18 protein-coding genes and 1 tRNA gene are annotated in these 21620 nt (G+C 64.7%); 4 read left to right on the top strand and 15 right to left on the bottom strand.

The window, feature by feature from the left end:
• Positions 1-4 precede the first annotated feature (4 nt).
• The 8 genes from AC1DUN_RS00970 to AC1DUN_RS00935 all read right to left on the bottom strand — a co-directional run bounded on the left by AC1DUN_RS00970 (position 5) and on the right by AC1DUN_RS00935 (position 9153).
• Positions 5-538: a DUF5943 domain-containing protein gene (locus tag AC1DUN_RS00970; protein WP_477712314.1), complete on the bottom strand. Its 534-nt coding sequence runs from the start codon at positions 536-538 to the stop codon at positions 5-7.
• 181 nt (positions 539-719) lie between these two features.
• Positions 720-1601, bottom strand: a complete 882-nt coding sequence (locus tag AC1DUN_RS00965; RefSeq protein WP_083336825.1) for a glycine betaine ABC transporter substrate-binding protein — start codon at positions 1599-1601, stop codon at positions 720-722.
• Between the two features lie 72 nt (positions 1602-1673).
• Complete coding sequence (locus tag AC1DUN_RS00960; RefSeq protein WP_477712313.1) at positions 1674-2645, bottom strand: dipeptidase; 972 nt, start codon at positions 2643-2645, stop codon at positions 1674-1676.
• 12 nt (positions 2646-2657) lie between these two features.
• Positions 2658-3932 (bottom strand): serine hydroxymethyltransferase, encoded by a 1275-nt coding sequence (glyA, locus tag AC1DUN_RS00955; protein ID WP_477664413.1) that lies wholly within the window; start codon positions 3930-3932, stop codon positions 2658-2660.
• A 12-nt stretch (positions 3933-3944) separates the two neighbouring features.
• Positions 3945-4598, bottom strand: coding sequence for a sarcosine oxidase subunit gamma (locus tag AC1DUN_RS00950; RefSeq protein ID WP_477712312.1), 654 nt, complete (start codon positions 4596-4598; stop codon positions 3945-3947).
• Complete coding sequence (locus AC1DUN_RS00945; protein WP_477712311.1) at positions 4591-7587, bottom strand: sarcosine oxidase subunit alpha family protein; 2997 nt, start codon at positions 7585-7587, stop codon at positions 4591-4593. Before AC1DUN_RS00945 ends, AC1DUN_RS00950 begins: the two co-directional genes overlap by 8 nt.
• Complete coding sequence (locus AC1DUN_RS00940) at positions 7584-7892, bottom strand: sarcosine oxidase subunit delta (RefSeq protein ID WP_477712310.1); 309 nt, start codon at positions 7890-7892, stop codon at positions 7584-7586. The genes AC1DUN_RS00945 and AC1DUN_RS00940 overlap by 4 nt, the downstream gene beginning before the upstream one ends.
• Before the next feature lies 1 nt (position 7893).
• Positions 7894-9153 (bottom strand): sarcosine oxidase subunit beta family protein, encoded by a 1260-nt coding sequence (locus AC1DUN_RS00935; protein WP_477712309.1) that lies wholly within the window; start codon positions 9151-9153, stop codon positions 7894-7896.
• A 489-nt stretch (positions 9154-9642) separates the two neighbouring features.
• Between AC1DUN_RS00935 and AC1DUN_RS00930 the strand changes: the two genes are divergently transcribed.
• From AC1DUN_RS00930 to AC1DUN_RS00920, 3 genes are all read left to right on the top strand, one after another.
• Positions 9643-10152 (top strand): ankyrin repeat domain-containing protein, encoded by a 510-nt coding sequence (locus AC1DUN_RS00930; protein ID WP_477712308.1) that lies wholly within the window; start codon positions 9643-9645, stop codon positions 10150-10152.
• Positions 10153-10232: 80 nt separating this feature from the next.
• Complete coding sequence (locus AC1DUN_RS00925) at positions 10233-10550, top strand: hypothetical protein (RefSeq protein ID WP_477664418.1); 318 nt, start codon at positions 10233-10235, stop codon at positions 10548-10550.
• Positions 10551-10633: 83 nt separating this feature from the next.
• A complete protein-coding gene (locus AC1DUN_RS00920; protein ID WP_477712307.1) occupies positions 10634-11326 on the top strand; it encodes a hypothetical protein in 693 nt (230 codons plus the stop codon).
• A 469-nt stretch (positions 11327-11795) separates the two neighbouring features.
• On the opposite strand, the gene AC1DUN_RS00915 is transcribed toward AC1DUN_RS00920, so the two are convergent.
• The 7 genes from AC1DUN_RS00915 to AC1DUN_RS00885 all read right to left on the bottom strand — a co-directional run bounded on the left by AC1DUN_RS00915 (position 11796) and on the right by AC1DUN_RS00885 (position 20791).
• A tRNA-Arg gene (locus AC1DUN_RS00915) sits at positions 11796-11870 on the bottom strand.
• A 78-nt stretch (positions 11871-11948) separates the two neighbouring features.
• Positions 11949-15860: a translocation/assembly module TamB domain-containing protein gene (locus AC1DUN_RS00910; protein WP_477712306.1), complete on the bottom strand. Its 3912-nt coding sequence runs from the start codon at positions 15858-15860 to the stop codon at positions 11949-11951.
• Complete coding sequence (locus tag AC1DUN_RS00905; protein ID WP_477712305.1) at positions 15860-17818, bottom strand: autotransporter assembly complex protein TamA; 1959 nt, start codon at positions 17816-17818, stop codon at positions 15860-15862. Before AC1DUN_RS00905 ends, AC1DUN_RS00910 begins: the two co-directional genes overlap by 1 nt.
• Positions 17819-17868: 50 nt before the next feature.
• Entirely contained in the window at positions 17869-19083 is a 1215-nt protein-coding gene (locus AC1DUN_RS00900; RefSeq protein ID WP_074576492.1) for a vWA domain-containing protein, read from the bottom strand.
• Between the two features lie 19 nt (positions 19084-19102).
• Positions 19103-19690, bottom strand: a complete 588-nt coding sequence (locus AC1DUN_RS00895) for a GNAT family N-acetyltransferase (RefSeq protein ID WP_477712304.1) — start codon at positions 19688-19690, stop codon at positions 19103-19105.
• 2 nt (positions 19691-19692) lie between these two features.
• Positions 19693-19920, bottom strand: coding sequence for a hypothetical protein (locus AC1DUN_RS00890; RefSeq protein ID WP_477712303.1), 228 nt, complete (start codon positions 19918-19920; stop codon positions 19693-19695).
• Positions 19921-19936: 16 nt separating this feature from the next.
• The gene (locus AC1DUN_RS00885; RefSeq protein WP_007863108.1) at positions 19937-20791 is read right to left on the bottom strand and encodes an AAA family ATPase; all 855 of its coding nucleotides are present in this window, start codon (positions 20789-20791) and stop codon (positions 19937-19939) included.
• 136 nt (positions 20792-20927) lie between these two features.
• On the opposite strand from AC1DUN_RS00885, the gene AC1DUN_RS00880 reads away from it, so the two are divergent.
• Positions 20928-21581 carry a c-type cytochrome gene (locus tag AC1DUN_RS00880; RefSeq protein WP_074576499.1) on the top strand — a complete coding sequence of 218 codons (654 nt, stop codon included), beginning with the start codon at positions 20928-20930 and terminating at the stop codon, positions 21579-21581.
• Positions 21582-21620: the final 39 nt, after the last annotated feature.

Genomic DNA, 21620 nt, shown 5'->3' with positions numbered 1-21620 from the left:
ATCTCTAGAGGGGGCTGACGGTGAACACGCAGTGGCTGTGGCCCTCGGCCGCGCACTGGGTTTCGACGCTGGTGGTGCGCACGGCCGAGCCGCTGGTCTCCAGCACCCAGTCCATGGCGCCCGAGAACCAGCCGGCGAAGAGGTAGCAGACCTTGCTGTGGTTGACCGGCACGCCGGCAATGCCTTGGGCGAGCACGAACACCGAGTGCTCGAGCTTGATCAATGCGCGGCCGGTGGCGGCGTCCGATTCGATGAAGGAAAACAGGCCCCAGCCGCGCTGCGACAGGCGCTTGAGGTAGTGCTCGTAAACCGCCATGCCGGACAGCCCGTGCGTGGCCGCCTCTTTCTGGCACCAGAAATAGGCCGAGCGATGCCCCGCCTTGTAGAGCGCGGGGGCATAGACCTCCCGCCCCACCACAGCCTCGGTTTCGACATGGTTGTTGACAAAGAAGTGCCGCGGCACATAAATCATCGGCAGGCCGTCGGTGGTCCAGATACCGGTCTGTGCATCGACTTCAATGGGGAGTTGCGGGTTCATCTTGGGAGTCTCGTTATGGATGTCGGAACACGGCCTGGAACACGGCCTGTTTGTGTCTGGCGGAAAGCAAAGGTCAAACCACGGGGCAGGGGAAGGCTTCACCCCCGATCCGATGGCGGCCGGTGGTCCCAGGCCGGCTGGGACCACCGGGCCGCTATCTGCGCCCGGTGTTTGCGGCGCTTTAGCCGAGCCAGCTTGAAACACGCGCGGCGTTGTCGTTCATCCACTTCTCGGCTGCCGCGTCCGCCTTGGAGCCGCCTTCGACGGCCAGCATCACGGCGCCGATTTCTTCCGGCTTCCACGAGAATTTCTTCAGGAAAGCCACGACAGCCGGCGCCTTGGTGTTCAGCGCCGGGTTGATGACGCTGTCCACGTGCTCTTCAGCGCCGTAGATGTTTTTCGGGTCGGCCAGGAAGCGCAGCTTGTACTTGGCGAACATCCAGTGCGGAATCCAGCCGGTGACGGCGATGGATTTGTTCGCGCGGTAGGAGCGGTCGAGTTCGGCGGCCATGGCCGGCCCGGAGCTGGGCAGCAGGCGCATGTCCAGGCCGTAGGCCTTGATGGCTTCCTCGGTCTTGCGCATGACACCCGCGCCGGCGTCTATGCCCACAATGCGGTTGTCGAAATCGGCGCGGAAGTTGTTGAGGTCGGTCAGGCTGGTGGCCTTGACGTAGTCGGGCACGATCAGGCCGATCTTGGCGCCCGGGTAGTTGGCGCCCAGGATCTGGACCTTGTCCTTGAAGCTGGTCAGGTAGGCTTCGTGCGTCACCGGCAGCCAGGCCGACAGCGTCATGTCCAGGTCGCCGCGCGCCACGCCTTGCCACATGATGCCCGCCGCCAGCGGCACCAGCTCAACCGGGTAGCCCAGCTTGCTGCGGATGATGGCCGCGGCGAGGTTGGTGGTGGCCACGCTGTCGGACCAGCCGTCGACAAAACCGATCTTGATCGTGGGTTTGGCCTGGGCAAAGGCGCCCATGCCCGTGGCGGCCAGGGCCGAGGCACCCAGTGTCTGCGCCAGGAATTTGCGGCGCTGGCCGAGGGAAATATTTTTTTGCGGTTTCATCATGGTACGAACACTCCTGATTAGTGGGAAGAAGGCAAAGAAAGCAAGAACAACCCTGGAGGGGAGTGTGAACTACACGCCCCACACCTCACCAAAAACACGGAGCCAGTTGCGCCCCATGACCTTTGTGATCTTGGCCACCGGCCAGCCCGCGCGTTCCATGGCGGCTGTCAGGTTTGGCATTTCGCCGATGGTGCGTATGCCCAGCGGGTTTTGCACGGTGCCGAAATTGGTGAGGCGGCGGAACTGCCCCTTGTCGTGGGTCAGCATGTCGAAGAATTCCTTGCCATAACCCTGGGTGTGGTCGGTTCCCACGCCTACGCAGTCTTCGCCCACGATGTTGATCACATAGTCCAAGGCTTCGACGTAGTCCTCCACCGTGGCTTCGGGGCCGCGCTTGAGAAAGGGAGGAAACATGGTCACGCCGATAAAGCCGCCGCGGTCGGCGATGAATTTGAGCTGCTCGTCGCTCTTGTTGCGCGGGTGCTCCTTCAGGCCGGCCGGCAGGCAGTGGCTGTAGGTCACGGGCTTCTTGGATTCGAGGATGGCTTCTTCCGACGTCTTGGCGCCTACGTGTGACAAGTCCACCATGATGCCGACGCGGTTCATCTCGCCGATGACTTCGCGGCCGTAACCGGAGAGGCCGCCGTCGCGCTCGTAGCAGCCGGTGCCAATCAGGTTCTGCGTGTTGTAGCAAAGCTGGACCACGCGCACACCCATGTCGGCAAAGGCTTCGACATAGCCGAGTTGGTCTTCAAAGGCGTGGGCGTTCTGGAAGCCCAGGATGATGCCGGTCTTGCCGTCTTTTTTGGCCTGCTCGATGTCGGCCGTGGTGCGCACCAGCGACAGCAGGTCGCTGTTTTCGCGGATGGACTTCTTCATCTCGGCGATGTTGTGCACCGTGCTCTTGAAGTCGTCCCACACCGAGACGGTGCAGTTGGCGGCGCTGAGGCCGCCTTTTTTCATGTCCTCGAACACCTCACGGCTCCACTTGGAGATGATCAGGCCATCGATGATGAGGGAGTCTTGGTGCAGCGTGCTCATGGCGTTTGTCCTTTAGGCGTACAGAGGGAAACGGGTGGTCAATGCCTTGACGCGGGCATAGACCGAGGCTTCTACGGAGGCGTCGCCGGCGGGGTGGGTCTTCAGGCTGTTGAAGACTTCCAGCATCAGCCGGCCGACTTCTTCAAACTCGGCCACGCCGAAGCCGCGTGTGGTACCGGCGGCCGTGCCGACACGTATGCCGGAGGTGATGGTCGGTTTCTCGTCGTCGAAGGGGATGCCGTTCTTGTTGCAGGTGATGCCGGCGCGTTCCAGCGCCACCTCGGTGGTATTGCCTTTGAGGCCCAGGGGGCGCAGGTCGACCAGCAGCAGGTGGTTGTCGGTGCCGCCGGTCACCAGGTCCAGGCCGCCGGCCTTGAGCACCGCGCCCAGGGCCTTGGCATTGGCCACGACCTGTTGTGTGTAGGCCTTGAAGCCGGGTTGCAGCGCTTCGCCGAAAGCCACGGCCTTGGCGGCGATCACGTGCATCAGCGGCCCGCCTTGCGAGCCGGGGAAGACGGAGGAGTTGATCTTCTTGGCGATCTCCGCGTCGTTGGTCAGTACCACGCCGCCGCGCGGGCCGCGCAGGGTTTTGTGGGTGGTGGAGGTCGTCACGTGGGCGTGCGGCACCGGGCTGGGGTAGACGCCGGTGGCGACCAGGCCGGCGACGTGGGCCATGTCCACCATCAGGAAGGCGCCGACCTTGTCGGCAATCGCGCGAAAGCGCGCCCAGTCGATGGTACGGGGGTAGGCGGAAAAGCCCGCGATGATGAGTTTGGGCTTGTGCTCCAGGGCCAGGGCTTCGACTTCGTCATAGTCGATCAGCGAATCGGCGCGGCGCACGCCGTACTGCACGGCCTTGAACCACTTGCCCGAGAGTGCCGGCTTGGCGCCGTGCGTCAGGTGGCCGCCGGCCGACAGCGACATGCCCAGCACCGTGTCGCCGGGCTGCACCAGCGCCAGCATCACCGCGGTGTTGGCCTGCGCGCCGGAGTGGGGCTGCACATTGGCGAATTCGCAGCCGAACAGCTTGCACAGGCGTTCAATCGCCAGGGCCTCGACCACGTCCACGTGTTCGCAGCCGCCGTAGTAGCGTTTGCCGGGATAGCCTTCGGCGTATTTGTTGGTCAGCACCGAGCCCTGGGCTTGCAGCACGGCCTGGGAGACGATGTTTTCCGAGGCGATCAGCTCGATCTGCTCGCGCTGGCGCTGCAGTTCGTGGTCCATGGCCAGGCTGACGGCCGGGTCGGCCTGGGCCACGCCTGTGGAAAAGAAAGCTTCAGTTTGCATGGGGACGCTCTTTCAAACGATTTCTAACAAGGGGGTGAATATCGGGTCGGCGCAGTGCGCCGGGCTGGTGATGCACAGGCGGTAAGGTTTGGCGGTGCGCTCCAGCAGGCGCCAGGTGTAGTCGGCAAAGCTGCGGCGGAACACCAGCACCACGCCCTCGGTGTCGGTGCGCACCACGGTGAAGCCGGTCTTGGACGCCACGGTGCTGGCGCAGCGGCCCACGGCCAGGCTTTCGTAGTCATAGGGGCCGAGCTGGCGCAGCAGCAGCAGGTGGTCGGGTCCGCTGATGCGCAGCGCCGTCAGGCCGCCGCTGTTGTCCACCACCTGGGCGAACACGTCCTGCAGCGCGGCAGTCAGCGCGGCCAGCAGGGCATCGCGGGCCGAGCGCTTGCAGGCCAGCAGCCATTCGTCGGGCGAGACCCACAACACCGCACCGGCGGTGGTGCTAACAACCGACATAGGCCGGGTCGGCAGGGCTTGGCCCAGCACGCCGGCCACGCCTTGCATGAAGGCCGTGTCGTCGGCCTTGCCGCGCAGCACGATATAGCCCAGGTGGGGCAACTCGCTCATGGCCACGCGGTTTTCTTGGGCGGGCGTTGCCGCGCGGGCGGGCAGGCCGAAGGCGTGCAGCGGGGATTCGAGCATGACGTTGGGGGGATTAAACATTTTGGCGGTCGCCTTTCACGTCCACGAATACGCTGGAGCCGACCTTGGCGGGCGTGACCTTGCCGTGGGCATGCACATACAGGGTCTGCTCCTTGCGCTGCAGGCCGCCGGCGACCACGGCCATGGCGATGGAGCGGCCCAGGAAGGCGCTGTGGTAGCTGGAGGTCACATGGCCCAGCATCTGGTTGCTTGCGCCGGCGGTGGGGCTTTCCATGATTTGCGCGCCTTCGACCAGCACGCTGTCCGGGTCTTCGGGCAGCAGCCCCACCAGCTGCTTGCGGCCTTCGCGGGCCGTGTCGCTGCGCGACAGCGAGCGCTTGCCCAGGAAGCTGAAGGGCTTTTTCATGCCGACGGCCCAGGCCATGTCCAGGTCCATAGGGCTCATGGAGCCGTCGGTATCCTGGCCGACGATGATGAAACCCTTTTCGGCGCGCAGCACGTGCATGGTTTCGGTGCCGTAAGGCGTGATGTCGAACTCGGCGCCGGCTGCCATCACCGCCTCCCACAGCGCGCGGCCGTAGCCGGACTCGACATTGAGTTCATAAGACAGCTCGCCCGAGAAGCTGATGCGGAACACACGCACGGGCAGGCCGTGCACCGTGCCCGCGCGCCAGTCCATGAACTTGAAGCTGTCGGGCGAGAGGTCGATGTCGGCGCAGAGCTTGGCCAGCACCGCGCGTGATTTGGGCCCGACCAGCGCGATGGTGGACCAATGGTCGGTCACCGAGGTCATCCAGACCTTGAGCTCGGGCCATTCGGTCTGGTGCCAGCGCTCCAGCCAGTTGAGCACCCGGGCCGCGCCGCCGGTGGTGGTGGTCATGTAGAACTGGTTTTGTTCGATGCAGGCGGTCACGCCGTCGTCCATCACCATGCCGTTTTCGTCCAGCATCAGGCCGTAGCGGCATTTGCCGACGGCCAGCTGGGTCCAGGCATTGGCGTAGATGCGGTTCAGGAATTCGCGCGCATCCGGGCCGTCGATCTGGATCTTGCCCAGGGTGGAGGCGTCCATCACCGCCACGCCATTGCGGGCGGCCAGGCATTCGCGGGCGACCGCGGCGTGCAGGTCTTCGCCGGGTTTGGCAAAGTACCAGGGGCGCTGCCATTGGCCGACCGGCTCCAGCGCCGCGCCGCGCGCCACATGCGAGGCATGGATGGCGCCGTAGCGATTCGGGTCGAACAGCTCGCCGGACATGGTGCCGGCCAGGGCGCCCAGGCTGACTGGCGTGTAGGCCGGGCGATAGGTGGTGGTGCCGACTTCGCTGACCGGGCGCTTGAGCGCGCGGGCCGTGATGACAAAGCCGTTGACGTTGGACAGCTTGCCCTGGTCGGTGCCGAAGCCCAGCGCGGTGTAGCGCTTGACGTGTTCGATGGAGTGGTAGTTTTCGCGCACCGCCAGTTCGATGTCGGCGGCGCTGACGTCATTCTGGTAGTCGACAAACGCCTTGGCGCCCGCGCCTTCAACCTTGCCGTCGGGCAGGCGGAACATGGGGCGCGGCTGCAGGCGCCGAGGCTGGGGGCAGGACGGAACCGGCAAGGTGTCGGTCTTGCCGCAGGCGGCCAGCACCTGCTGCATCGCCTGGGTGGTTTGCGCCAGTGCGTCGGCCAGCTCGAAAGCGCCCGTGACCGAACCGGCGCAGGCAACACCTTTGCGCCCCGTGTGCGGCGCCACAAAGGCCGCGAGGGATTCGTCCCACTGTGGGCGGCTGCCGTCGTGGCAAAACAGGTGCACCGTGGGTGACAGGCCGCCGGAGCTCAGCACCACGTCGCAGGCCAGGAAGCTGCCGGCGCCGGTGGCTTCGTCGCGGGTGGGGTGCAGGGGCACGAGTTTGACGCCCTTGACTTCGCCGCCGCCGGTGGCTTCGGCAATGCAGTGGCCCGCCATCACCGTGTAGCTGCTGTTGCGCGCCACCGCGCTGTGGCGCACGTCGGCCACGGTGACCTGGGCACCGGCCTTGGCCAGGCTTTCGGCGCAGTCGTGGATCAGGTCGCTGGTGCCGCAGATCACCACGCGCTGGCCGACACGCACGCCGTAGCGGTGCAAAAAGGTCTGGCCGGCGGAAACCGTCATCACGCCCGGCAGGTCGTTGTTGCCGAATACCAGCGGGCGCTCGATGGCGCCGGTGGCCAATACCACCTGGTGCGCGCGGATCTTGTGCATGCGGTGGCGCGGCAGGTGGGCCTGGCGCTGCCCGGGCGCGATGTGGTCCTGCACCAGCTCCACGGCCTGCACCAGGTTCTGCTCATACATGCCGAAGGCCGTGGTGCGCACCAGGACCGTCACATGCGGCATCTCGGCCAGGGCGGCCTGCACCGAGCGGATGTAGGCGTCGCTGCTGCGGCCGTCGATCTGCGCGTTGGGGTCGGACAGCAGCCAGCCGCCGAGTTCGTTCTGCTCGTCCAGCAGCAGGGTCTTGAGCCCGGCGCGGCCGGCCTGCAGCGCGGCCAGCAAGCCGCAGGCGCCGCCGCCGACGACCAGCACGTCCACATGGTGGTGCAGGTGGTCGTAGTCCTCGGGATCGGGTTCGGCCGGCGCGTCGCCGAAGCCGGCGAACTTGCGGATCACGGTTTCATACAGCGGCCAGAGCCTTTGCGGCCACTTGAAGGTCTTGCTGTAAAAACCGGCCGGCATAAAGCGCGAGCCCTGGCCCAGCACCGACTTCAGGTCGAAGTCCAGCGAGGGCCAGCCCGAGGTGGAGCGGGCGCTCAGGCCCTCGTAAAGCTCGGCCTGGGTGGCCTTGACGTTGGGCGTGGTCAGCGCGCCCGTGCCCAGCTGCACCAGCGCGTTCGGCTCTTCCGCGCCCGCGCCAATGATGCCGCGGGGACGGCCGTACTTGAAGCTGCGCGCCATGCGGCGCACGCCGTGGGCCAGCAGGGCGGAGGCCAGCGTGTCGCCGGGGTGGCCGCTGTAGTTGCGGCCGTCAAAAGTGAAGTTGACCGTGCGCGTGCTGTCGATGCGCGTGCCGGCCTGGGGAACCCGGGTGCCGCTCATTTCGTTTGCTCCTTGGCCATGTCGGCCAGAAACAGCGCCTTGCCTTCGGCCAGGGTCCAGGTGCCGGCGATTTCATAGGTGGCGGTGTTGCGTTTCACGGCAAATACCTTGCGGCAGGCCGCGGTGTGCTGCCATTGCTCCCAGAACCAGCCCTTGGTGTTCCTGCGCATGAACACATAGTCGCCCCAGGTGGCGTCGTCCACAGCTTCGGGCTGCAGCGGTCGGGGGATATAGGCTTCACCGGCATTGCTGAACTCTTCTTCGTCCCGCGTTTCGCCGCAGTGGGGGCAGTGCAATAAAAACATATCAGTGGGCGACGCCTGCGGCGCCGTGTTCGTCGATGAGGTGGCCGGTGTGGAAGCGGTCCACGGAGAAGGATCTGGCGAGCGCGTTGGGCTCGCCCTGGGCCAGCATGTCGGCAAAGACATGGCCCGAACCCGGCGTGGCCTTGAAGCCGCCGGTGCCCCAGCCGCAGTTGAAGAACAGGCCTTGGACTGCCGTCTTGGAAATGATCGGGCAGGCGTCGGGCGTCACGTCCACAATACCGCCCCATTGGCGGTTCATGCGCACGCGGGAGAACTGGGGGAACAGCTCGATGATGGCGGCGGCCGTGTGTTCGATCACGTGCGGGCTGCCGCGCTGGCCGTAGCCCAGGTAGCTGTCGATGCCGGCGCCTATCACCAGTTCACCCTTGTCGGACTGGCTGAGGTAGCCGTGGACCGCGTTGGACATGATCACGGTGTCTATCACGCGCTGCATGGATTCGGACACAAAGGCCTGCAGCGGGTGGCTTTCCAGTGGCATGCGCAGGCCGGCCATTTTGGCCAGCACCGATGAATGGCCGGCGGCCACGCAGCCCACGCGCTCGGTTTTCACCATGCCCAGGTTGGTTTGCAGGCCGCGTATCCTGCCGCCGGAGATGTCCATGCCGGTGACCTCGCAGCCTTCGATCAGGTCCACGCCCAGGCGGCTGGCGGCGCGGGCAAAACCGCGCGCCACGGCGTCGTGGTGGGCAATGCCGGCGCGCGGCTGCCAGCTGGCGCCCAGCACCGGGTAGCGGCGGCTGCGGCTGCAGTCCAGCTGGGGAATCTTTTCTTTGACTTCCCGCGCGTTCAGCACATGGGCGTCTATGCCTTGCAGCGCATTGGCGTTGACCCGGCGCTCGATGTCGCGCATGTCCTGCAGGGTGTGGCCCAGGTTGAACACGCCGCGCTGGCTGAACATCACGTTGAAGTTCAGGTCCTCGGTCAGGCCTTCCCAGAGCTTGAGCGAATGCTCATAAATGGCCGCCGACTCGTCCCACAGGTAGTTGGAGCGCACGATGGTGGTATTGCGCGCGGTGTTGCCGCCGCCCAGGTAGCCTTTTTCCAGCACCGCGATGCGCCCGACCTGGGGATGGTTTTTGGCCAGGTAGTAGGCCGTGGCCAGGCCATGCCCGCCGCCGCCGACGATCACCACGTCGTAGGACGGCTTCAAGGCCACCCGCTCCCAGGCGGGTTCCCAGGTCTGGTGGTTTTTGAAGCCATGCTTGAGCAGGCTCCAGAGAGAGTAGTTTTGGCCGCGCATAGTCGCTTGTAGGGAGGTCCAATGAATCTGCGCTCATTGTTGGATTTCCCAGATGCGCGAACTTGCGCCCGGCAGACGCACACTTGCTCAAATCCGACATGATGTCGTGTCTGCTCACCCCCTGGTTTTCCCTGAGAGGCAGCGGGCAAGACGGGTGAATTGCGGGAAATCGGGGCTGTGGCCGGGGCCGGTTTGGGGCCAGGTCGCAGTGGTGATCCGAGGGGAATTGCGTTGAGGCCGTCCCAGGGCGTCTAGGTAATCCTTGCGCGTGTGCGGCAGGACTGGTGTCATATTGAGAAGGCAGCAACCACGCTGTCCGCCTAGAATTTGTTTGCGGGGTTTGGTCCCCTTTTTATCGACCTCAGCGAAACTCAAAATGGACAATAGGTCTTTTAATCACAAGCACTTGGCCGGGTTTTCAGCGGCCAGGTTATACCGCAGGGGCGATGTTATGTCGCAGACCTTGCGGTATGCATTACGTTAGGCTGCATGGACGAAGATCAGCGGTTTAACAATGCGGTGTTCTCAGCGTGTCGAGTCGACGCGGTGGATCAGGTTGTGCGACTTTTTCAAGAGCGGCCTTCGGCGCTCCATATGCAAACTCCATTTGGCACCTGGCTTCACGTCTCAGCGTCAGCCGGCTCGTGGAGAGTCACGGAGTACTTACTATCGATCGGTCTCGACTCAAATGTGAGAGGAGGAACGTTCGGAGGCTCTGCTATCAACGTAGCTGCAGGCGGGGGGCACATTCACATAGTGGTCAAGCTGCTTGAGTCTGGTGCGATACTGGATACGTCGGAGCCGGAGCGCAATCCATTGTTCAGCGCCATCTATGGCGGGAACATTGACATCGTGAAACTCCTTGTTGAACGCGGGATCGACAAAGGCATCAAGTACAGCGGCTCGCGTATGACTAATATGGATGCCCTTGGGTTTGCGATCGAGAGAGGACAAACCACCATTGCTGACTATCTGCGGTCCTTGGAAAATGCTGCCTAACAGGTCAGTCAAGGCGGACCCTCTACTGCAGGCTGTCGCCTGCATCGGGTCCGCTTACCTCCAACGTTATGCCGCAAGATATGAAGCTAGCTGAAGATATACGAGTCGATGCACAGTCCATCGGTATATTCAAAGACAAAGAGACTGAACAATTTGTCGACTATTTTTTTGTTGCGGATCTGTGGTGCAAAGACCCTCGCTACGAAAGCCGCTACATGCTCGCTGGCGAATGCCGGGGTCTCTTTCGCGTCAACAAGTCAACTCTCGGTGCGGAGCTTCTTTTCCCAATGGCCGGCGATGATTCGGGCAACAGGTTTGAAAAGGCTGCATGGAAAGTGCTCAAGGAATTTCATGCTAATGGCGAATGGCCAAAAGGAACGCAGTTTGCATCGGGCTAATCGCATCACCTTTCATTCCACCGGACCTGCGCGAAAAGCCGCGCAGTCCGGTGAATTCTCACGTTAGACAGCTCCGAAAACCCATGCTCACCTCCGCCGTCATCAAGAAACTGAATGCCATCGTCGAAAAGTACAAAGACGTTGTGCCGGCTCCAATACCAGACAATTGGAAAGCCATGGGAGACGGAGAACTCTGGGCATCTGTACTCGGTCAGATTGCCGTGGTCGGCAGCGCAGCGTCTGGTGATGCAGTTAAGGCAGCGCTACCTGATAGAGATGGCTGGTATGCAAGTCTCGTGGCAATGGAGGAAAAGCAGCGTCTACATGAGATACACCGATTACTTCGAGAGGCAGGCGTTCGTTATGCTGCCGAAGACATCACAAAGTGCAAGAAGAGCACAGCTGCCAGCTACAACTTCTCGGTACTCGCCTCGTATGAGGGGCCAAAAATATACTTCCAAAAAGTCGCAACCATTCCGCATGAGGCCTGGCGCATCGCTGCGGTAGCAGACGATCTCTCGTATGTAAAAAACAAAGGCGCTCGCGATCTTCTTATCGGGCTTGGCATTGTCAAGCGCGCCATTGCATTCGACACACGGTTGATTGGAGTTCTGAAGCACCTCGGTGCGCAGCTGCCGAGTGACCTTGCAGCAAACAAGCCAAAGTACAAGGCACTTGAAACAGAGCTGATTGAAGGAGTGTGCGAGTCAAGCAAAATCACAGGGGGCCACTTTGATCGAATCCTCTTCGGCCGCTACAAAGAAATCGTTGCCTAACCCCTCCATCAAAGGGACGTCCTGCGGCAAACCGCAGGCCGCCCCTTATGTCGAACGTTAAAAGCTCATATGAATTGGCTCCTCCTATCGGCCGCCTTAGTCTTCGCATGGCTTGCCTACGATGCATGGAAAATAGCAGTCCCGGCGGCAGAAGTGCCCTATTCAGCCACGGCAAAAGGTTTGGGGCAAAGTGTCGACGGCGTGCCCCTGCAGGAGCAGGAAAGGCGAAAGAATTGGAATTCTCGCTACGGCCTAGGAGATCTAAGTCAGACAGTTTTGCTATGGGCCATTCTTGCGCTGGTATGCGCCGTTGGCTCCATCACAGGGTGTTTCGCATGAACCGCTTTAACTGGTTGCTCGACACGGACCCACAACTACAGGAAGCGGCTTCGCCGCGAGGGTTGTGGTCCGGGTTTTGAATTCCGCTGAAGTCTGACCCGAGCAAGGGGAGGAGGACCGAGCTGAGGCTTGGTACCACCAACAGGAATCGAACCTGTATCTAGCGCTTAGGAGGCACTCGTTCTATCCATTGAACTATGGCGGCACTTCTCGGGGAGAAGCCGTGATTGTATTCGGTGGCGGGCGCCCTTTTTGCGGGGGCGGCCGGGATCGACCTTCGCCCTCAGTCGTAAGGCACGGTGAAGATCAAATCCACCGCGCTTTGCTGCCCGGCCTGGGCGCGCACGGTGAAGCGTTGCGACAGGTCGTAGAACACGTACAGGGTGCCCAGCGCGCCCGAGATGGTGCGCTCGTAGGCCGCGTAGAAGTTGCGCGAAAAGCGCTTGCCCAGGGTCAGGGCGCTTTCGGTGGTGCTGCCGTCGGTGTTGCTCGAGGCGCCGCGGTAGGACAGCTCATCGAGGCCCAGCGAGGCGGCCAGGCCGCCCGACATGCCGCCTGTGCCTTTGCTGCCCAGCAAGGCCAGGGCCGCCTGCTGCAGCATGGCGGCCTCGGCGCCGCCGGATGCGGAGGAGCGGCCCACCACCAGCCAGGAGAGTTTTTCGGCGTCGGGCAGTTCGGGCTGGGCATACAGGCGCACGCGCGGCAGCAGGGCGGTGCCGGTGATCTGCACGCCCACGCGCTGGGTGAGGTTGGGGCGTATTGCGAGGATGTCGAGGGCCGGGTTGTCGATGGGGCCGGTGAAGCGCAGCATGCCTTGCTCCACGTCCAGGCGCTGGCCGTAGGCGCGGTACTGGCCGCCTGCGGTGTTGATGGTGCCGTTGAGTTTCGGCTCGCGCAGGTTGTCGCCGCTCAAGGCCAGGGTGCCGCGCACGCGCGTGTCTATGCCCTTGCCCTGGATGCGGAAGTCGCGGCCCAGGTCCAGTTCCACGGCAAGCTTGACGGGCCTTGCGTCGCGGTCTGTGGTGTCGGCGCTGGTTTGCGCGGGTGCCTTCTGGCCGGCCGCCGCGCCGCGTGTGCTGCGCACCACCACGTCGTCGCCGAGCTGGGGCGTGCCTTCGTCGGGCAGGATGATGCGGGCCTGGTCGACCAGCAGCTTGCCGGTGAGTTCGCTTTGGATTCCCTTGAGGCCGGCCTGTATCTCGCCCGAGACGGTGATCTGCCGGTCTGTGCGAATGCTGGCGCGCAGTCGTTCTATCTTCGCGCTGAGCTGAACCTGCGGTTTGCCGTCCACCCAGCCGGCTTCGCCTTGCGCCGTGAGAATGCCGCCCGTGCCCTTGTCGCCCGCGCCCTGCAGCGTGAACTCGTTGATGCGCATGCGGGTGCCGTCGAGTTTGGCGCGCAGCCGGCCGTTGCCGAACTCAATCCCATCGACCACCGAGCGCAGCGCCAGGTCATCGGCCTGCAAATCGCCGGCCAGTTGCGGCGCGGCGCGTGTGCCGCTGATGGCGACGTCGGCACCCAGCGAGCCGCGCAGCCGCCAGCCCGGCGGTGCCAGCACCGACCACACGCCTATGCGCGGCAGCTGCGCGCGCAGCTGGCCGGCCAGGGGTGCATCGGCGGGCCAGAGCCAGCCGCCGCCGGCCGCGGCGGGCGCGCGCGCCAGGCGTGTGCGCAGCTGGCCCTCGGCCGTGCCCGCACGTTCGCTGTCCCAGCGCAGCGCCACGGTGACGGCCTCGCCTTCGCTTTGCAAGGAGAGCCGCGCTTCCTTGACGCCGGCCGCGACGCGCGCCGAGGTGCCTTGCGCGGTTTCGGCCTGCACCGTGATGTCGCCGCTGCTGCGCGCGAGGCTGGCTTTGAGGCGCAGGGTATCGCCCAGCGTGGCGTCCCAGTCGCCGTCCAGCAGCAAGGTGCCGCCCAGGCCGGCGCCGGCCATTTGCGGGCCGGCAAAGAGTTCTATCCAGGCCAGGGGCAGGCCGCTGAGCTTGCCGGCGGTGACGAGTTCGCGGCCCGGCCGCCAGCGCAGCGGCTGCCAGGCGAGTGTGGCTTGCGAGGGTGTCGTGTTGCCGGAGGCCGGCGCGATCAGTAGCGCCTCGCCGGCGCCGCTTTCAAACGCGCCGCCGCTGCGCGCCGGTGTCCATTTGAGCGGCACGGCGCTGCGCGTCTTGAGCTGCCAGGCGCCTATGCCGAGCGCGGGGTCTTGCACGCCGAGACTCAGTTGCTGCAACAGGCCTTGCCAGGGCGATTCGGCCAGCGGCGTGCTGCGCGCCGCAGCGCCGCGCCCCCCCTGGGCCGCGAGCTGTAATGTGTAGCGGCGCGCGCCGGCTTCCAGGCGGCCCTGGGTGTTGAGCTGGGCCTGGCTCAGGCGGCCCGAGAGTGTGGCCTGCAAGGCGCGGACCTTGAAAGCCTCGGTATCCGCCGCGGCCATGCGCCAGTCGAGGGATGGCAGCTCCAATCGCGCCTGCAAGTCCGGGTCCTGCCAGCCGCCTTGCCAGCTCGCCTGCAGCTCGGCGCTGCCGGTGGCCGCGGCGGATTTCAGCGCGTCTGGCATGCCGGGCAGCTTTTGCAGCCAGCGCAAGGCCTGCGCCATGTCGCGGCCGCGCAGGCTCAATTTGCCCTTGCCACTCGCGGGGCGCAGCTCGCCCTGCACCTGGGCGTCCAGTCCGGGCGCGGTGAGCACCAGCTTGCCTTTGCCGCCTTGGGCTGCGGGTTGGGCCTCAAGGTTGCCGTTCAGTTCGGCATCGTCGCTGCGCACGCGCAGGGCCGAAAGCAGCAGGGTGCCGCCGGCCTGTTCGCCATTCCAGCTGCCGGTGGCGCTGGCATCGCGCAGGCGCAGCGCGCCCAGGGGGTTGTTCTTCGCGCTTGCCGCATCGTTGCGTGCTGCCTGCAGGTTGGCCTCAAACGCAATGGCGGGGCCTTGGCTGTGCGCCTGGGCCTTGCCGTCCAGCGGCAGTGGCGCGAGCTGGCTGTGCAAGAGGGCCGGGTTGACCTGTTGCAGACTGGCCTGCATTTTCCAGGCGGGGGTTTTGGCGCTGGCGGGCGAGGCAGGCGCATCGGCCCATTCGCCGCTGGCCAGCAGCTCGCCGCCGCCCAGCCTGGCCTTGAGCGTGCGCACCAGGGCCGCGCCGCCGCGCCATTCGCCCTGGGCCTCGAGGCGCTCCAGCGGCAGCTTGTGCTGGTCCCAGGGGCCGGGCTGGCTGTTGCTGAGCTGCAGCTGCAGGCCCCATGCGGAAGCGGATGACACCGGAGCGCTGTCCGCCGGCCGCACGCCGGCGCTGCCTGTCAGCTGGGTTTGCGGGCCGTCGGGCCAGAAGGCGGCGACGTCAAGGTCGCGGAAGGTCGCATCGGCCTGCGGCAGCGGCTGCGCGGCCCAGGGCATGACGCGGGCCGTGGCGCTGGCCTGGGGACGCGGCTGGTTTTTTTGCGCCGGGGCGTTTTCCATTTGCAGCTCGGCCTTGAGCAGCAGTTCGGTGAGTGGGCCCTTGGCTGTGGCCTTGAAGGCCAGCGGCACCCTGGTCTTGCCGCCAGCAAACCCGGGAAGAGGCGCGTCAAGCGCGCCGTTAAGGCTCGCATCAAGCTGTAGCTTGCCGTGCGCGGCGAGCGTGGCCTTGCCGCTGTAACGGCCTTGTGCGACCTGCGCGCCCAGCAGTTCAAGCTGGTGCGAAAAGCCGTTGAAAGAATAGTTTCCGCGTAGGCCCGATGCGGAAAATTCCGCGCCGCCATGCCACTGAAATTGCCCGACGGAAAAACCTTCGAGCAGCACCGGCAGCGGCAAGCCGAGTGCCGAGGGCGGCACCGAGGGCTCGGTGGAGGGCGGGCGCTGGTCGTCGACGCGCACGCTGGCGGCGGCCAGGCGATTGACCTTGAGTGTGCCCTGCAGCAGCGACCAGGGCTGCCAGGCGAGGGTGAGGTCGCGCAGGTCCACACGCAGGCCGTTTTGTTGCCAGACCAGTTGCTCGATACGGCCGCCGGCGCGCAGCGAGCCTGTGACACCTTCGGCGCTCAGCGGCTGCGAGCGCGCGATCCAGCTGAGCGCGGTGGCCAGCGAGCCGTCGGTGCCGGCCCACCACCAGGCGCCGCCCGTCGCGGCCACGGCCAGCGCTACGACGCTGCCCGCGGCCCAGGCCGTGGCGCGCAGCCAGCGCCTCGGCGGGCGAGCGGGCGATTCGGGTGAGGTGGGTGTGGTGGAGGTATCCATCAGAAAACAAATCCCACGCTGACGTGCAGGCGCAGCTGCTTGGGTTTGACGCCATAGGCCACATCCATCTGCAGCGGGCCTATGGGGCTTCGCCAGCGCACGCCCGTGCCTATGCCGACGGAGGGTTTCATGTCCTTGGGGTTGTCGGCCACGGCGCCCGCGTCGATGAAAAAGGTGTTCTCCCACTCGCTGGGCCGGCCGTCGCGCAATATGGGGCGCTGGTATTCGACGCTGCCCACGGCCATGTAGCGGCCCGGTCCTATGACGCCGTTGTCCAGCTTGATGCCGATGTCGCGGTAGCCGTAGCCGCGCACCGTGGTGTCGCCGCCGGTGCGAAACAGCAGGGTGCCGGGAATGCGGGCCGAGTCCTTGGCGATCACCGCGCCGCCTTCGGCGCGCATCGCGATGCGGCCGCGCTCCAGCGGCACAATGCCCAGCCAGCGGCCCACGGCGCGTGTGAAGGGCAGGTGCTGCGTGCCCATGGTGCTGCCGCCGCCGAGTTCAAAGCCCAGGCCGTAGCCCTTGTTGGGGAAGGGAAGGCTGTCGAAATAGCGGCCGGTCCAGACGTAGTTGACCGACAGGGCCGAGCCGTCGCCGATGTCGGCGGCGCTGCTGTTGAGCTGGCCGCTGCCGCTGACGCTGGCCCTGTCGTACTGCACATACATATTGCGGTCTATGCGATCGCCGGCCTGGGTGCGGCCAAAGCGCAGGCGGCCAGAGCGTGTGACCAGGTCGTCGTCATCGACGCGCTCGGCGCGCGCCAAGGCCACCCAGCGCCAGTTGGATTCGTCGGGAATGGAGGTCCATTCGGTCTGCGCATAAGGCGCCTTCTTTTCGAGCTGCAGCTTGGTGACGGCGCGCCAGTTGGTGCCCGGCACGCGCTGGTGGGTGTGCTCGACCGAGGCGCGCGGGCCGCTGTCGGTGGTCACGCCCACGCCCAGGATGACTTTTTGCAGCCTGGCCTCGCGCACCTGCACCTGCACGGGCGCGGCGTTCGGGTCGCTTTCGGGGTCGACAAAGATATAGGCCGAATCGAAGTAGCCGCTGGAGGCCAGGCGCAGCTGCGCCTCGTTGAGCTGGTTCTGGTCGTAAGGCGTGCCCGGGGTCAGGCGCGCCAGGCGCGGCACCAGCACCGGGTCGTAGCGCTCCACGCCGCTGACCTGCAGCGGGCCCAGGCGGTACAGCGGGCCGGAGTCCAGCTTGAGGCTGAGCGCCGCGCTGTTGGTGGGCGCATCCACGTCGGCCAGGCTGCCGGCCAGCTTGCCGGCCGGGTAGCGGCGTGCCACCAGCTCGCGCAGGGCTTGCGTCTTGGCGCCGTCCCAGGCGTCCTGGGTGAAGCGCTGGCCCGCGGGCAGGCGCCAGTCGCGCTCTATTCCCTCGCGCTGGGCTTTGGCGGCCGGGTCGGGGGAGTTGGCGATGTCGCCGGCGAAATCGATGGCGACCCCGCCCACGGTGGTGGCCTGGCCGGGCTCCACGGCCACCACAATGGTCGGCTTCTGGCCGGCCGCGCCTTCGCGCGTGATGTGGATGCTGGGGCTGAAGTAGCCCAGCGTGCCGGCCAGGTTGCGCACATTGCGCTCGGCCAGCACGATGAGGCGCGCGAGTTCGGCCTCGTCAAGGTCGGTCACGGCGCGGTAGCGCTGCAGCTCCAGGTGTTTGTCGAGCAGGTCCTTGAGAGGCTGGGGGGCGCGCACCGCGATGTCAAAGGCGCTGACTTCGGGCTGGGCGCTGGTGGGGCCCGTTGCGCCCTCGGGCGTGGGCCCGGGCGAGACTTTTTCAGGCGGGGGCGGCGGGGCGGGCGCGGTCTGCGTGACGCCGGAGGGCGGTGTTGTGCTGTCCGCGGGCGCAGCTGTTTGCGCGCCGGCCAGGGGCGCCAGCAGGATCGCAAAGAGGGCGAAAGCAGCGCCCGGGGTGGCCTTCCGTGCGCAGTGCTTACTGTGGATGCTGGGAGGGGTCACGGGGGCAGTTTACTTGAGCGCTCCCGTGCTCAAGCGTAGGAGGCGGTCTCTTATTTGGAGAGCATGCGCATGGCTTCCTCAAGCCCTTTGATGGTCAGCGGGTACATGCGCTGGTTGACCAGCTGCTGGATCACGCCAATGCTTTGCCGGTATTGCCAGACGCCTTGCGGTTCGGGGTTGATCCAGGCGAACTTGGGGAAGGCGTTGGTCAGGCGCTGCATCCATTCGGCGCCGGCTTCCTCGTTGTTGTATTCCACGCTGCCGCCGGGCTGCAAAATTTCATAAGGGCTCATGGTCGCGTCGCCGACGAAGATGAGTTTGTAGTCCTTGTTGTACTTGCGGATGATGTCCCAGGTCGGGAATTTTTCGCTGAAGCGGCGGCGGTTGTTCTTCCACATGAAGTCGTAGACGCAGTTGTGGAAGTAATAAAACTCCAGGTGCTTGAACTCGGCCTTCACGGCCGAGAACATTTCCTCGACGCGGTGTATGTGTTCGTCCATGGTGCCGCCCACGTCCATGAGCAGCAGCACTTTCACGTTGTTGTGGCGCTCGGGCACCATCTTGATGTCCAGCCAACCGGCATTGGCCGCGGTGGAGCGTATGGTGTCGTCCAGGTCCAGCTCCTCGGCATTGCCCTGGCGCGCGAACTTGCGCAGCCGGCGCAGCGCGACCTTGATGTTGCGCGTGCCCAGCTCTTGTGTGTCGTCGTAGTCCTTGTAGGCGCGCTGGTCCCAGACTTTCACCGCGCTCTTGTTGCGGCTTTTTTCCTGGCCTATGCGTATGCCTTGCGGGTTGAAGCCGTTGGCGCCGAAGGGCGAGGTGCCGCCCGTGCCTATCCATTTGCTGCCGCCTTCGTGGCGCTCTTTCTGCTCTTCAAAACGCTTTTTGAGCGTTTCCATGAGCTCGTCCCAGCCCATTTTTTCGATCTTGGCTTTTTCCTCGGGGCTCAGTTCGAGTTCGAGGTTTTTGCGCAGCCATTCGAGCGGGATGTCTTTCGTGAAGTCGGCCAGCATCTCGACGCCCTTGAAGTAGGCGGCGAAGGCGCGGTCGAACTTGTCGTAGTTTTTTTCGTCCTTCACGAGCACGGTGCGGCTCAGGTAATAGAAGTCGTCTATCTTCCAGGCGCCTTCACCTTGTTGCCCCTCGAGCTTGTCGCTGTTGGGCCCGACCACGCCGGCCTCCAGCGCTTCCAGCAGCATCAGGTATTCCTTGACGGAGACCGGCAGCTTGGCCGAGCGCAGGGTGTAGAAAAAATCGATGAGCATGGAGAACTCCTGGTGCGCTTCAGGCTCGAGGTTTGTCCAGTAAATAGAGCAGTTGTGCCTTGACCTCTGGCCATTCGCCGGCGGCCAGGCTGTACATCACGGTGTCGCGTATGGTGCCGTCGCGGCGCAGCGCATGGCCGCGCAGCACGCCGTCCTTGCGCGCGCCCAGGCGTTCGATGGCGCGCTGCGAGGCGTGGTTGAAGTTGTCGGTGCGCCAGCCCACGATGTTGCAGCCCAGGGTCTCGAAGGCATGCGTGAGCATCAAGAGCTTGCAGGTGGTGTTGACATGGGTGCGCTGGCAGCGTGCGGCGTACCAGGTGTAGCCGATCTCGACGCGCTTGAGGTTGGGCACGATGTCGTGGTAACTCGTGGAGCCCAGCACCTCGCCGCTGGCGGCGTCGGTCACCGCGAAGGCGAAGCGGTTGGCCGTGGCCAGGGCGGTTTCGATGTAGCCGCGGGTTTCATGCGGCTCGGGCACGGAAGTGATGCGCAGCTTCCAGAGCTCGCCGTCGGCGGCCGCGGCCTTCAGGCCTGCTTCGTGTTCCAGCGCAAGGGGCACCAGGCGCACGCCGCGCGCCTGCAGTGTCACGGGTTCGACAAAAGCCATGCTCAGTTTTCTCCTTCGGGTTTTTGCCTCTTCCTCCAGCGCCTGGCCAGCTGCAGGCCCAGGCCGCCGCCCAGGCCCACCAGCACGATGCCGCCTATGGCGGCATTGCCGTAGCCGTCCGCAAAAATATCCAGGCCCAGCAGGCGGCCGGCCCAGAAGCCCAGCAAGGCGCCGCCTACAAAACCGATAGCGTCGGACAGGCCCTCGAGCAGCAGGGATTTTTGGTTCATGAATCGGCCCTGTGCTTCAGCGATTGTTGCGCTGCATGAAAACCAGCTTCTCGAACAGGGTCACGTCCTGCTCGTTCTTGAGCAGCGCGCCCACCAGCGGCGGCACGGCGACCTTGTCGTCCTTGCTTTGCAGTGCGTCCAGGGGGATGTCCTCGGCGACCAGCAGCTTGAGCCAGTCCAGCAGCTCGCTGGTGGAGGGCTTCTTCTTGAGGCCGGGCAGGTTGCGCACGTCGTAAAACGTTTTCATCGCGGCCGTCAGCAGTTCCTTCTTGAGGTCGGGGAAGTGCACGTCCACGATCTGCTTCATGGTGTCGGCGTCGGGGAACTTGATGTAGTGGAAGAAGCAGCGGCGCAAAAACGCGTCGGGCAGCTCTTTCTCGTTGTTGGAGGTGATGAACACCAGCGGGCGGTGCCTGGCCTTGATGAGTTCGCGTGTTTCATACACATAGAACTCCATGCGGTCGATCTCGCGCAGCAGGTCGTTGGGGAATTCGATGTCGGCCTTGTCGATTTCGTCGATCAGCAGCGCCACCGGCGTTTCCGAGGTGAAGGCCTGCCAGAGCACGCCCTTGACGATGTAGTTGTGGATGTCCTTGACCTTTTCCCCGCCGTCGACTGTGGACAGCTGCGAGTCGCGCAGGCGCGACACCGCGTCGTATTCATAGAGGCCCTGCTGCGCCTTGGTGGTGGACTTGATGTGCCATTGCAACAGTGGCAGGCCCAGGGACTGGGCCACTTCCTCGGCCAGCATGGTCTTGCCGGTGCCGGGCTCGCCCTTGACCAGCAGCGGCTTTTTCAGGGCGGCGGCGGCGTTGACCGCGAGCATCAGGTCCTGGGTGGCGACGTAGTTTTTTGAGCCTTGAAATTTCATGTTCTTGGGTCAGGGAGGTGAAGGTGGAGCGGGCTTTTGCGGGGCCTGGCCGGCAACGGGTGCCTGGCCGCGGCGGGCCCAGATATAATCCAAGGTTGTTTTATACGATGAATCCCCACCTGATTGTGCGCGCAAAATGAATAAGCTGTTCACCACGATATTCGCCGTTGCTGTCTCTTGTGCGACGGCTGCCAGCCTGGCCCAGGAGATCAAGGGCGACGCCAAGGCCGGCGAAACCAAGAATGCCATGTGCATTGGCTGCCACGGCATCAAGGGCTACCAGGCCTCTTTCCCCGAGGTCTACAAGGTGCCGATGATTTCCGGCCAGGGCGCCAAATACATCACCGCCGCGCTCAATGAATACAAAAAAGGCGAACGCAAGCATCCGACGATGCGCGCCATCGCCGACTCCCTGACCGACCAGGACATCGCCGACCTCGCGGCCCACTACAGCGCCGACGGCGCGGGCGAGCCGGCCAAGGCCGCCAAGGAGCCCAGCACCGAAGTCAAGGCCCTGCTGGCCAAGGCCAATTGCGCCTCCTGCCACGGCGACAACTTCAGCAAGCCCATTGACCCGGCCTACCCCAAGATCGGCGGCCAGCATGCCGACTACCTGTTTGTGGCGCTCAAGGCCTACAAGACCGAGAACAACCCCAAGGTCGGCCGCGGCAACGCCATCATGGCCGGCATGGCCAAGCAGTACACCAATGCCGAACTCAAGCAGCTGGCCAACTACCTGGCCTCTGTGGACGGCGACCTGAAGACCATTCCGCAGAAGAAATTCCGCTAAGCCGGAGTCTCCCGCTCAAACAAAAAAGCCGCTTCATCA

The sequence above is a fragment of the Polaromonas sp. P4_F6 genome, assembly GCF_056401275.1.
This window is presented reverse-complemented; position numbering and strand designations above follow the sequence as displayed.